Consider the following 10,247-nt stretch of genomic DNA (forward strand, 5'->3'; position numbering starts at 1 on the left):
GCGGAAAAGGACACAAAAAAAGCCCGTAGAACCATTCTACAGGCTTATTATACTAAGAAGAAAGTATTTTATCTCTTAAAGGTAAAATCCGAAGGATCAAAACATTCTTTATCCTTAATTGTTGCCCGATCTATCATCCAGCAAATGTACCAGGTTAGAGGAACCGATATAAGAGGCGTCACGATAAAGGAAAGAAAGGCAAAAGCAAGCCACCCGGATAAAGTAGCCGGTTTATGCTTACATCCTACGAAAAAAAATATTACCAGGAAAAAGCCGATCAAAAATAAAATATCTTCGTATGTCATACAATCATCGTTAGTTCTTTACCGATATCTTTAATAGTATTTACTATTAGGGCCTCCCGTTCTTGTGAGGGCTTTTTTATTCCACTTATATATTGAGACATAAGGCTTTGACTTATTCCCATACGTCGAGCCACCGCAGAAGCATTTAGTTCCGGGTGAGAAATAAAAATCCGATATAAGAAAGTTTCTTCCTTCTTATCTTGAATAGCTAAACAATCATTCATAGGGTCTAAAAATATGCAGCTATACCAATTTCATATAAAAACTCCGGTGCAAGGTCGGCACCATTGGCCCATTCAATAGTAGCACGGGTTAAACCATATTGAACAAATTTTTCCTTATCCAATAACTCCCCGAAAACCTCACCTGTAAGATAAGGTTCCAAATTTACGATCTTTTTACTCCCGTCGCTGAAAGTAACAAGAAGCTCGTAATTCCTAATATAATCCACATCTATAACCCGTAACATAAGCGTTTATTTTAATGGTTCAATTTTATCTATTTTTTCCCCTTTTTGGGCCTTTTCCCAAAGAGAAAGTATTTCTGCCTCGTGCAAGTTAATCCACTCATTTACTTTTGCAATAACTTTAGCTGGAGCCTGACCGTCTACAATCCGATCCAATACGCTAATAGAACATTCATAATCACCATAAGTAAAATGAATATGTGGCGGATTATGATCTTTCCAATAGAGGAATATAATAATACCGAAGAATCTACAAATTTCAGGCATAAACTTTGTTTTATTGGTTACTGAAACAAAGATAGGTAATAAAATCATTACCTACAAATATTTAGGTATTAATTTTATTACCTATTTTAGCGAACTGGCAAACATTTCTTTTATCCTTTCCCTTACATAATCCTGATATTCATATTTAATCTTCCCGAGTGTGTCATGATATAGAATCCCGTATATCTGCCGGTTATAAATCTGGTAATTACCGTGTTTCTTCATATCCAGGAAGCGGGTATATAATGGAAGGTTAGAATGTGCGATTACTCCTTCGCCGTCCGGAATGACCGAATAATTCGGGTTCTGTAGTGCGGCCATTAATGCACCGGATCGCCCTTGTATGATCTCCCCGGTTCCCTGTACTTTCCTACGCTCACGGCCTTTCTGGTAAATCCGTTTGGTAGCGATATCCAGTTGGGCTTGAAATATGTCCTGTATTCCACGCCCGATCCGGTCGGTAAAAAAATCCGTTTTAAAATTCTCGGCCATTCAGTTAGAATCTTGTTTTAAATGAGAAAGCCAGGCTCCACCCTGCAAACGTCCGGTAAAAGCCGGATTCCGGAAGAGTGGAAAGGCTGGTTAAATCCAGTTCCTTAGTGACAGGGCAACCGGTGGCAGAATCTTCTATCAGCATTTGTTTGATACGCTCCATAACCGGCTGCACCTCTTCGATAGTCTCATAAGCCCCTTTACGTTGGGGATCGTACTTGCTCATAAGGAAAATAACGCATAAATTATTTTCCCTCACATTGTCAGCCGAAAGGCTGGCACCCGTTCCCGACGGAATCAGAATAAAGAGCACCGGACATTCTTCTTTTGATAGCCCCTGTATCGTCTTACTCATTTCCTCGTCAATGGTAACGGGTAGCACCTTCTTTATTTCAGGAATACGTTTTTGTACGCCTTCCCAGTATTCACGGTAAACCTTTATATCTATCATATCGTCAATCCCTGATAACGTTTCGCCTCCCATTCACGGCGGGTAACAAGCCCCGGAAGAATCTTACCGCCCCCGTATATCCACTTTTTAAACTCTGCCGGTATGGATGGCTCATACGCATCCGCTCTGATCTTCTTATAAAGCGTTGATTTCTTGAATTTTCCGATACCTACATTAAAGCAAAAGCTTACTACCGCGTCAAACTGGTACTGTCCCAAATGAAGGGGAAGCGCGTTTACCTGGTTTTCTACCGCCCTGATATCCGATTCAAAGAAAGCGTCGGCCCGGGCCTCGGTGATAACATCTCCCGGTTTTACGCCGGTTGTGTGACCGTAACCGATCGTACATACTCCCGCGGCACATACATACGCTTTCAGGCGTAGCCCCTCAAATTGCTTAATCTTGTTTTTTGTTCCTGTTGTTGTTCTCATTTCTTGTTACGTTTTTGGTGTAAATACTCAAACTTACATTTATACAGATAAAGTAATACATCCCAAAAGGGTGTATCGTCCACCTCCTTCTTATTACCGAACACGCCGGAAGCCGCCACTTCAAAGACTATTCCGGTCCAGCCGGTTTTATCGTCCGCCTTCCGGTCCTCGGATGCCAACTTCTGAAATAATATCCGAAAGTCAATATCTTCACCACCAATATAAACCGGTCCGGAAAGAACCATTTCCCAAACAGCGGAAAAGAAGTTTACCGCATGAATGGCAAGCAAGGAAGGAACGGCCGGCATCTTCTCCGGGTCCTTGTACCGGTAAAGCTTTAATGTGATATCCTGGAAGATTTCATTTATAGCCGGTTCGTCTTTTTCTGTCACCGCCTGCTTGCTTTGCTGCAACAAATCCAGGCAATCACAAAAGTTACCGAAAGTAAGACCGTTCAGCATGTCACCGACACCATGCCAGCTCCCAAAATCCTGCATCAGGTTACGCCCGGTTTTCAGAATGGGCGTAACGATCCGCTCGCCCTCCTTACCGGTCGTATAAGAGAAAAAGCCGTCCAGCTTTTCCAGTTGGCCGTCCAGCTCCCGGATGATCTCACGCCGGTACATGGTGTAATCCGCTTTCATGCCCAGAAGGAAAGAAAGCCATTTTACGCGGAACTGTCCGGGGCTGATCGTACCGCGGTTCATCAGTACCGACAATATAAGAAACTGCCGGTACTGCTCACTGCTGACTTCATCCAGGCATGAAGGAACCTCCGCCGTCTTACTATTATATGTAAACTTCTCCATGTCCGGACATTAAAAGGTTATTCCTTTGGATTGTACGGTAACACCCGGTATATAGTAATCCACCGTTTCCGACTGCGCATCCAGTTCCCTGATGATATCCTGCAATACATCCAGGTAAGCCGCCGCGTCCTGCTCCAGACTGTTAGCAACCGATTGCCGGGCCTCTTTTTCCGCCCGCAATTTATCCCGTACGGTTGTGCTCTGCTGTACCTGTACGATTCCATTGGGTAGAACTTCCACCGGTAAACGTTCAACGGCCTTTTTTATGGTGAGAAGTGCAAGCGGGCGGCGTACATACTCCAGCAATTTCTCCGTTAAAACGGTATCGCCTTCAATCAGTTTATTATAACGGTTCCGGGTGATAACAGGTATTATCTGCCCGTCCTGGACTTCCCGGATCATAGGAATAAGCACCAGAAAAAGCCGGTGACTGCCGATATTGTAATATTCATCGAACGTTTCCTTATTCTGGATTAGAAGCCGGTTTATAGCCTTTTTCTTAATGCCGTTCATCCAGAAATCAAACTTTTCGCGGTCCATTAACTCCACCAACGCGTCTACGGCTTCATAAGCCAGGTTCCGGATATTCTCTTCATCCTTGAACTCCTGTAAGGCGGTCATACCCGTTTCATTCTCTCCAAGGTGTTTGCCACGTCCGGCCGTTCCGTGTTGTGCGTCTAAAGTGGGAATGACCTTTAACCAGGTAAACATTGCCACCGCCTGCTGCATCAGCCGCAAAGTTTCCGCCATGCCGTCCGGTTCCGTACCGTCCGCATGATCTTCACGGTAATACTTATCTACCGCGTCTATGGGTTCCGTTCCGATGATAGCCTGTAAATCCCGAATACCCAGCGGTAAGATAGGTTCCCACTTGGTAAAATCAAGATCATTATCGATCAATCCCAGAACACGGACTATTTCACCGGCACCGTCACCGCCTTTATTAAATAACTTCGTCATTTGCTCGGTCTCTTTTTAATGTATATGGTTTCCAATTATCAAAATCCTTTGTGAAATTGTTTATTTCATCGTAGAACTCCTTATAAAAGCGGGCCAGCCCGGTATCTATCGTTATACAGGTCTGCTCCGTGCGCGGATTGGTGTTCACATTGGCCGAGCTTTCTATTACAAAATCAAAAGCGTTACCAAAACCGGCCATTACTTTAGCATGATTACGGAAGATGCAGACACGTGATCCGAAACGTTCCGCCACCTTCTTTAGGTATAAATAAACATCCGCGTAGGAACCTTGAAAGATTTCACCTACATAAAAATCCGCGTGCCCTATGTCTTTTCTCTCCAGCCATTTCTCCACCTCCTTAACATCGGTAATTGCCATACACCAGGTAGAAATCAGAACATATTCCACCGGTTGTTGCTTCACGATCACACGAAGATAAGTAAGGCTGTCAACGTCCCCATGACTGATACAGTGATAAGACGCCCCTTTCTCAAAATGCCAGGGCAAACACTCTTCCAGGTGCAGCTCCGATTTTATCCGCCGGTCAAAATGAACGTTTTTCGTCCGGCGGGCCTTTATATGCTTATCCGGGGTGTTATCGGCCCGGTTCTCTTCCGGTTGCCGGTCGCTTACCGGTTCTTCCGGCACATCTTCCGGTTTCGGTGTAAAAAACAGACTACGCATTTTCTTTCATACGGTTAGAGGGTGAAACGTTCTGTTCCGCTTCCACTATGGTACGATAAAGCCCTACTTTCGTTGCGGTACCCGGAAAGTTGGCATTAATATACTGCTGTAACGGCTTACAAAGGATCATGTCCGGAATAGCCGTTTCAGAAGCGTTATACACTTTCAGGCTGTATAATTTCTCCGATCCGGAAGAAAGTTTGTTTTCTATAATCAGATTTGAAAGTACCGGATCAAGACCGAAGCCGGAAGTGGCGGCAGCGTCCGCCTTATTGGATATCTTAATCTGGGCGTCCACATAATCCTTTATCTTCTTATCCAGTGGTTCCACCGTCCAGCCCTCAAAGTTATTCGCTTCCGGATTCCAGAATTTGGTCGTGTGCATGTATTTTCCGGCGTTCTGCCTTCCGGTAATGTTGGAGGCGAATTTCTCCATAGCTTCGTCCTTGAAATCTTCCAGCATCTGGGCCGTGTATTTCTCGCCCGTACGCTCGCAAACCTGTTTTATACGTGCTTCCGCGCGGTCCCAGTAAGACTGCGGCGATTCGATATGCAGGGAAATGGCCGAAGCGTTTTCGTTATAGGCGATCAGGATAGCGGCCAGACCGCCGGCAAGCTCCAGCCAGTCAAGCGCACCCAAAAAACGCGGTGTACTCATAAAATCCTTGCAAAAGGAATAGATATTATAATATTTCACAGAAACCGGATATTTGAACGGGTGGGCCGGATCAAAGACCGGGTAACGGTAAGTATAGGCCGGATCAGGATAAGGAAAGTCGCCCACAAGTACTTCCTGCGGTTCATCCTCGCCGTCGGGAGGATATACCAGGCGGGCCTTCTGGTAGGGAATATGTTCCAGCCGTACCAAACGCCCGGGATTGCCTACACGCGGCGCACGGTTCCGGACAAACTTTATAAAAAAGCCCTGCATGTGTGTTAAGTCTACGAGTGAGCGGTGAAGAACCGTCGTGTAATCCCACGACTCCAGGTCGGCGGTTATTTCCGGATCGAGTTTCCAACGCCGGTAAAAACGGTTATTCTCTTCGTCGATCGCATCCTCATACAGCCGCGGGCCTTCTCCCCACTGTAAACCGGCTATTTTACCCATAATACCTTCACCGGCGTAGAATTTATCCAGTAAACGCATGACCTCGCCCGGCATGTCGTTATTGTCACCCATGGGAACGATAAAGGTACCGTTTACGCTGATCTTTCGCGAAAAGAAAGCCCCCCGCCGGTTTAACTGGATGCTGGAAGGTTCCCAACCTTTACCGCGGCCACCGATAGAAAAGGAGATCAAACCCTTGTCGGTGCCGGTATCTATAATTCCAAAGTTGCCACTTCGTCTTATTTCCATAATCTTAAATCGTTATTCTTTTCCCGTTGAACTCCATTACCAGACATTCCCAGCAATTCAGCGGCCGGCCCGTTGTGGTGTCCGTCAGGAATAGTTTATAGCTTGAATTTTCGATGCTTTCATCCGTCGCCTTTTTCCTCAAACGGGCGGCAGTAAGTATCACCATGTCGCCGCCGTCCCGCGTCTGACGGTTCCATTTCCGGAACTTGATAGAAAAGGTACCCCCGGAAATGGTAATCCGCTTCATCTGTTCTACCGCTACATAAAGGTTTATTTTTTCCATAGCCGGCGGATAAAGTTTTTAATACTGGCCCAGTTATCATGTACCAAGCAGAAGGATAGAAAGAAAAACATGAATTTTAGGAACGTCCATAGGCTACACCCGTTTGTAGTCTTTTCTTTTTCCTGGCTTTGTTGCTTAACGTCGGATTTACGGGTAACGGCTGTTTCCGTTTGACTGGTAGTTTCCTTATGATCCCGGAGGGAACTGCTTTGATTCTTTCCAGTTCTTTTTTCAGTTTTTCGGTTACTGAAATCAATTTCTTTAATTCTTCCGAGGCTGTCGTAGTCGATACGGATATGCGTACTATCTTCCCGGTAAACGTCAAGTACGTGCTCCTCATGGCTCGAATCTCTCCGCGCAAGTTCAATAACTCCGTCAGTAGTTGTTTGTTTTTCTTCTCCAGTTGCTTCTGTAACCGTTTTTCGTGTAACAGAGCGAGGAGAACGACAACCGTAAAAACAAGCTGCAAAACAAATAAGAATAAGTAGGTGTACGATTCCATGTCTCATAATTGATTTTAGTTATTAGTGTCGAAAGTGATAGATTTACGGTTCAGGCAATTTTTCACCCCGCAAAGAAGCGGTTTCATGATATCCATTACGCGGGCGTTCTGCCTGATATCCTTTTCCATTTCGTTACATTTCTGCTGGAGTTCCCGGTACTGGCTCTCTACATCGTCGATCCGCTGTTTCAATTCCTTACGGTCATTCTTCATATCCTCAATCAGTTCCTGGTAAACCTCCTGTACTGACTTCATGGCGTCAGCTTCCGCCTGTTTACGGGTATACCGGAGAGTGAATAACCAAGTCAGGCCACCCGTGCAAAGAGCTGTAATAATCGCTGTAATTATCGTTTCCGTCATATTAGTAGAGTTGAAAATGTTACATTATAGTCCGGACGATACATACATGCGTCAAATAACCCGCCACGATCCCGGCCAGGTCTGCCAGAATATCCTTCCAGTCCCATTTATTACAGGGGGACATTTCATCCCCGTATTCCTTACCCAGTGAAGCACCCAGGGCAAAGGGAACACCATAATCACCCAACAGGGCACATATAGCGTAATTAATTCCGAAATGCTTCCATTTGTCCGTTCCTATTTTCATAATTTGAATCATTGGTTACTGCAAAGGTGGGAAGAACGGAAACGGACGAAAAGGACATAAAAAAGAGTGCCGGGAACCACCCCGGCACAAACAAACCCTAACCTGGGACTTAAACCCAACGGCTGCCTTTTCAGCCGGTATGCTAAATTGTTAATATTAAGGATTAGACAACTTTTCGATGTCTTTTTTCATCATACGTAATAATTGAATCCTTCTTAACACCTCATTTGTTGGTGTACTTTCATCTCCTTTCTCTATTAGGAAATCGATTAGGTCCTCAATAACTTCGATGTAACAAGCGGAAACCGGTTCCGTCTTAGTTTGCCACTGTGTCAAAATCTCGGCACTTTCATCTGTTATATGTGCGCCGTTTACTTCTATATCTTTCATAACAAATCTTTCATTAAACGTTTTTAATCGGTGTAGTCTCTAAGGTAGTGAAATCAATTATTCCGGCCTGCCGGTATATCCCGAGGGCGACTTTCCTAAACCGTTCGTAATTACGTCTGTCAATGGGCGATAACTGCCACCTCTTCATGTCTTTCATCAAATCCGGTATATTATTGGCACTATTATACAGACAGTTGTTTTTACCGTACTCGTGATGAAGTGATACAGACTGAAAATCACCGGAGAAAACAACCAACCGCAAACGTTCAAGTTCAAGGAAAGCAAACTCATTGTTAACCTTCTCCACCTTATAGGCTCTTAATTCAATGGAAGGCGTGCCGTATTCACGTCTAACGAAAAATAGGATATCAGGATTATTTGTATTCATTTGGCACCTCCTTTTAAGTCTTCTAATTTAATATGTGAAATACTTGTTATACTTTCCAGTACCCCGTCGCATACACTTTTAACCCTTAATCCGCGGGAACCGTCTTTCTTGGGTAAATTCAGGTGATAATACGGGCGATTCCTCCAGAATGTAATCCGGAAAATCCAGCCACGAACTTTAAAAGTAGCATTGCTTATTTTATAATCAATCTGTATCAGATCACCCGGTTTAAATTTACTTTCTTGTAGAAATATCCCCTGTATTTCTTCCTGTTCCTTCTTTATTTCCTCAATTCTTTTATCATTGTTTTGTAATTGGGTAAGTAACACTTGCTGATATTCAGTATATATCATTCGGCACCTCCTTTCTTTTCTATCTGGGGACGCTCTGAAAACCTATATATTCTTTTAACCCGGTAAATGAAAAAATAGGCTACAGGCTTGTCACAGCCGTTATTATGTGTTTTAGTGTCCTGATCTATATGAATAAACCCGCTACCGGAAGATATTTTCAGCGGCATTGTTTTAGGGTATTTCTCGTTCAGCTCCTTTACCTTTGCTTCCAGTTCAGTTTTAAAAGCATCAAAGGAAATTTTATCAGGGCAAAGCGTATTACCAAACTGGTTTGCAAACTCTGCCATTTCAGCACATTTTCGGTTCTGTGGCTTATATTCGTTAAGCTCTATAAAATAAGATATCATTTTCGGCCTCCTTTCCTCGCTTTCTTGGCACGACACACACATATAACTGCACCAATGACAGCCGGTGGATAGATAAAAGTAAGACAGAAACAAGCGATAGCAGATAAGTAATAAGCCCCAGAAGTTGAACAAACAGTACATTCATGTTTCGGTTCCTGAAAATAACGATGTTGGATTGTGTTTACGTCCGTGCTACCAGTACGGAACGAAGGTACATAGCTTGTACCGGATTGAAATTCATTTTTCATAACGGTGTTAATTTTGACTATTTTACATGGGAAAGGCGGTTACCATTTCCCCTAATTCGTCAAAATTAACACCGCAAACCGTCCGAAGATCGGGTTATAAGTTTAGGGAAAGGCAACCGCCTTGTATTAAACAAGCACTTATCGGGCATAAAAAAAGCCCGTTATTTATTCGAGCCAATAACCGAGACTCACCGGACCGCACCAGCGGTGTTAACTTTGACAGGGGCAAATGTCGGTATTAAAATCTGAACAAAAAAAAAAAAACGTTAATAAAAGTTTATTAGGAAAGAAAGTTTCTCGACTCTACGATTCGTTACTTCGTAACAAAAAACGCCCACCTGATTAAGGGTGAGCGTTACACACTATAATTAATATTCTATTTGTCTTTTAAATTAATTCCCTCTTTTATCTGTTCATCAGAAGTTACCTTTTTACAAAGAATATAGTGATAAACAGGGTCTTTGCTCATTCCTTGTGTAGGTGTAACCGGATAAGCCAGTATTAGTTCCCAACCCAATTTAGCCAAATAGTTAACGGCGTCTATCATTGAATTAAAATTCATCTTTTCACCGTTTTCATCTACTAAAAAACGAGCATTTGGTGTTGCCCATTTTGCCTTCTGGCCGAAATCTACTTCTATTTTTACTTTTGTACCGGTTATATTTCCAGTACCCACGATTTCACAATAAGCCTTATACGGTTCTTGTGCAATGGCTGCCATTGTTAGTATGGCCAATACAATAACTAAAAAAAATCTTTTCATATCAGTAACTTAAAATTAGTGTGTACTTTAGTTTGTACCACCCCGTAAGTCCTGACGGTATATATGCAGTGTAATTTTGACGATTGCAAAAGTACTTAAATATATACATTTATAAAAAATATTACCCCAAAATCAATCAAAAA

General features: G+C 43.3%; 20 protein-coding genes. All 20 read right to left on the reverse strand.

Annotated features, from left to right (window positions below; translation table 11 throughout):
• Positions 1-301: 301 nt before the first annotated feature.
• The 20 genes from AB5062_RS08625 to AB5062_RS08720 all read right to left on the reverse strand — a co-directional run bounded on the left by AB5062_RS08625 (position 302) and on the right by AB5062_RS08720 (position 10,104).
• Complete coding sequence (locus tag AB5062_RS08625) at positions 302-529, reverse strand: helix-turn-helix transcriptional regulator (RefSeq protein ID WP_004303369.1); 228 nt, start codon at positions 527-529, stop codon at positions 302-304.
• Between the two features lie 5 nt (positions 530-534).
• Complete coding sequence (locus AB5062_RS08630; RefSeq protein ID WP_004318202.1) at positions 535-774, reverse strand: DUF2442 domain-containing protein; 240 nt, start codon at positions 772-774, stop codon at positions 535-537.
• Between the two features lie 6 nt (positions 775-780).
• Positions 781-1,086 (reverse strand): DUF4160 domain-containing protein, encoded by a 306-nt coding sequence (locus AB5062_RS08635; protein WP_004303371.1) that lies wholly within the window; start codon positions 1,084-1,086, stop codon positions 781-783.
• A gap of 33 nt (positions 1,087-1,119) precedes the next feature.
• Positions 1,120-1,530: a hypothetical protein gene (locus AB5062_RS08640; protein WP_004325872.1), complete on the reverse strand. Its 411-nt coding sequence runs from the start codon at positions 1,528-1,530 to the stop codon at positions 1,120-1,122.
• A 4-nt stretch (positions 1,531-1,534) separates the two neighbouring features.
• Positions 1,535-1,981, reverse strand: coding sequence for a hypothetical protein (locus AB5062_RS08645; RefSeq protein WP_004318197.1), 447 nt, complete (start codon positions 1,979-1,981; stop codon positions 1,535-1,537).
• The gene (locus tag AB5062_RS08650) at positions 1,978-2,412 is read right to left on the reverse strand and encodes a lysozyme (protein ID WP_004325871.1); all 435 of its coding nucleotides are present in this window, start codon (positions 2,410-2,412) and stop codon (positions 1,978-1,980) included. Before AB5062_RS08650 ends, AB5062_RS08645 begins: the two co-directional genes overlap by 4 nt.
• Positions 2,409-3,221, reverse strand: a complete 813-nt coding sequence (locus tag AB5062_RS08655; RefSeq protein ID WP_368326868.1) for a hypothetical protein — start codon at positions 3,219-3,221, stop codon at positions 2,409-2,411. The genes AB5062_RS08650 and AB5062_RS08655 overlap by 4 nt, the downstream gene beginning before the upstream one ends.
• A 9-nt stretch (positions 3,222-3,230) precedes the next feature.
• Positions 3,231-4,181, reverse strand: coding sequence for a DUF6712 family protein (locus AB5062_RS08660; RefSeq protein ID WP_004325869.1), 951 nt, complete (start codon positions 4,179-4,181; stop codon positions 3,231-3,233).
• A complete protein-coding gene (locus AB5062_RS08665) occupies positions 4,165-4,866 on the reverse strand; it encodes a hypothetical protein (RefSeq protein WP_004318193.1) in 702 nt (233 codons plus the stop codon). The genes AB5062_RS08660 and AB5062_RS08665 overlap by 17 nt, the downstream gene beginning before the upstream one ends.
• Positions 4,859-6,223, reverse strand: a complete 1,365-nt coding sequence (locus tag AB5062_RS08670; RefSeq protein WP_004318192.1) for a hypothetical protein — start codon at positions 6,221-6,223, stop codon at positions 4,859-4,861. Before AB5062_RS08670 ends, AB5062_RS08665 begins: the two co-directional genes overlap by 8 nt.
• Before the next feature lie 4 nt (positions 6,224-6,227).
• Positions 6,228-6,506 carry a hypothetical protein gene (locus AB5062_RS08675; RefSeq protein WP_004318191.1) on the reverse strand — a complete coding sequence of 93 codons (279 nt, stop codon included), beginning with the start codon at positions 6,504-6,506 and terminating at the stop codon, positions 6,228-6,230.
• 76 nt (positions 6,507-6,582) lie between these two features.
• A complete protein-coding gene (locus tag AB5062_RS08680) occupies positions 6,583-7,008 on the reverse strand; it encodes a hypothetical protein (RefSeq protein WP_032837731.1) in 426 nt (141 codons plus the stop codon).
• A gap of 15 nt (positions 7,009-7,023) precedes the next feature.
• Positions 7,024-7,368, reverse strand: a complete 345-nt coding sequence (locus tag AB5062_RS08685; RefSeq protein WP_368326867.1) for a hypothetical protein — start codon at positions 7,366-7,368, stop codon at positions 7,024-7,026.
• Positions 7,369-7,387: 19 nt separating this feature from the next.
• Positions 7,388-7,615 carry a hypothetical protein gene (locus tag AB5062_RS08690; RefSeq protein WP_004318188.1) on the reverse strand — a complete coding sequence of 76 codons (228 nt, stop codon included), beginning with the start codon at positions 7,613-7,615 and terminating at the stop codon, positions 7,388-7,390.
• 156 nt (positions 7,616-7,771) lie between these two features.
• Complete coding sequence (locus AB5062_RS08695) at positions 7,772-8,005, reverse strand: hypothetical protein (protein WP_004318187.1); 234 nt, start codon at positions 8,003-8,005, stop codon at positions 7,772-7,774.
• A gap of 13 nt (positions 8,006-8,018) precedes the next feature.
• Positions 8,019-8,393, reverse strand: coding sequence for a hypothetical protein (locus AB5062_RS08700; RefSeq protein WP_004325868.1), 375 nt, complete (start codon positions 8,391-8,393; stop codon positions 8,019-8,021).
• A complete protein-coding gene (locus tag AB5062_RS08705; RefSeq protein WP_368326866.1) occupies positions 8,390-8,746 on the reverse strand; it encodes a hypothetical protein in 357 nt (118 codons plus the stop codon). Before AB5062_RS08705 ends, AB5062_RS08700 begins: the two co-directional genes overlap by 4 nt.
• Positions 8,743-9,093, reverse strand: coding sequence for a hypothetical protein (locus AB5062_RS08710; RefSeq protein ID WP_004318184.1), 351 nt, complete (start codon positions 9,091-9,093; stop codon positions 8,743-8,745). The genes AB5062_RS08705 and AB5062_RS08710 overlap by 4 nt, the downstream gene beginning before the upstream one ends.
• Complete coding sequence (locus tag AB5062_RS08715) at positions 9,090-9,341, reverse strand: hypothetical protein (protein ID WP_004318183.1); 252 nt, start codon at positions 9,339-9,341, stop codon at positions 9,090-9,092. The genes AB5062_RS08710 and AB5062_RS08715 overlap by 4 nt, the downstream gene beginning before the upstream one ends.
• Positions 9,342-9,717: 376 nt before the next feature.
• The gene (locus AB5062_RS08720) at positions 9,718-10,104 is read right to left on the reverse strand and encodes a hypothetical protein (RefSeq protein WP_004303389.1); all 387 of its coding nucleotides are present in this window, start codon (positions 10,102-10,104) and stop codon (positions 9,718-9,720) included.
• Positions 10,105-10,247: the final 143 nt, after the last annotated feature.

The sequence above is a fragment of the Phocaeicola sp. RTP21359st1_B8_RTP21360_211022 genome, assembly GCF_040911965.1.
GTDB lineage: Bacteria > Bacteroidota > Bacteroidia > Bacteroidales > Bacteroidaceae > Phocaeicola > Phocaeicola vulgatus.

Excerpts from the sequence above, each read along its gene's own strand:
- AB5062_RS08635 (WP_004303371.1), bottom strand. The coding sequence starts at position 1,086 with ATGATTTTATTACCTATCTTTGTTTCAGTAACCAATAAAACAAAGTTT.
- AB5062_RS08710 (WP_004318184.1), bottom strand. The coding sequence starts at position 9,093 with ATGATATCTTATTTTATAGAGCTTAACGAATATAAGCCACAGAACCGA.
- AB5062_RS08640 (WP_004325872.1), bottom strand. The coding sequence starts at position 1,530 with ATGGCCGAGAATTTTAAAACGGATTTTTTTACCGACCGGATCGGGCGT.
- AB5062_RS08660 (WP_004325869.1), bottom strand. The coding sequence starts at position 4,181 with ATGACGAAGTTATTTAATAAAGGCGGTGACGGTGCCGGTGAAATAGTC.
- AB5062_RS08645 (WP_004318197.1), bottom strand. The coding sequence starts at position 1,981 with ATGATAGATATAAAGGTTTACCGTGAATACTGGGAAGGCGTACAAAAA.
- AB5062_RS08685 (WP_368326867.1), bottom strand. The coding sequence starts at position 7,368 with ATGACGGAAACGATAATTACAGCGATTATTACAGCTCTTTGCACGGGT.
- AB5062_RS08700 (WP_004325868.1), bottom strand. The coding sequence starts at position 8,393 with ATGAATACAAATAATCCTGATATCCTATTTTTCGTTAGACGTGAATAC.
- AB5062_RS08720 (WP_004303389.1), bottom strand. The coding sequence starts at position 10,104 with ATGAAAAGATTTTTTTTAGTTATTGTATTGGCCATACTAACAATGGCA.
- AB5062_RS08705 (WP_368326866.1), bottom strand. The coding sequence starts at position 8,746 with ATGATATATACTGAATATCAGCAAGTGTTACTTACCCAATTACAAAAC.
- AB5062_RS08630 (WP_004318202.1), bottom strand. The coding sequence starts at position 774 with ATGTTACGGGTTATAGATGTGGATTATATTAGGAATTACGAGCTTCTT.
- AB5062_RS08650 (WP_004325871.1), bottom strand. The coding sequence starts at position 2,412 with ATGAGAACAACAACAGGAACAAAAAACAAGATTAAGCAATTTGAGGGG.
- AB5062_RS08665 (WP_004318193.1), bottom strand. The coding sequence starts at position 4,866 with ATGCGTAGTCTGTTTTTTACACCGAAACCGGAAGATGTGCCGGAAGAA.
- AB5062_RS08680 (WP_032837731.1), bottom strand. The coding sequence starts at position 7,008 with ATGGAATCGTACACCTACTTATTCTTATTTGTTTTGCAGCTTGTTTTT.
- AB5062_RS08715 (WP_004318183.1), bottom strand. The coding sequence starts at position 9,341 with ATGAAAAATGAATTTCAATCCGGTACAAGCTATGTACCTTCGTTCCGT.
- AB5062_RS08625 (WP_004303369.1), bottom strand. The coding sequence starts at position 529 with ATGAATGATTGTTTAGCTATTCAAGATAAGAAGGAAGAAACTTTCTTA.
- AB5062_RS08670 (WP_004318192.1), bottom strand. The coding sequence starts at position 6,223 with ATGGAAATAAGACGAAGTGGCAACTTTGGAATTATAGATACCGGCACC.
- AB5062_RS08655 (WP_368326868.1), bottom strand. The coding sequence starts at position 3,221 with ATGGAGAAGTTTACATATAATAGTAAGACGGCGGAGGTTCCTTCATGC.
- AB5062_RS08675 (WP_004318191.1), bottom strand. The coding sequence starts at position 6,506 with ATGGAAAAAATAAACCTTTATGTAGCGGTAGAACAGATGAAGCGGATT.
- AB5062_RS08690 (WP_004318188.1), bottom strand. The coding sequence starts at position 7,615 with ATGAAAATAGGAACGGACAAATGGAAGCATTTCGGAATTAATTACGCT.
- AB5062_RS08695 (WP_004318187.1), bottom strand. The coding sequence starts at position 8,005 with ATGAAAGATATAGAAGTAAACGGCGCACATATAACAGATGAAAGTGCC.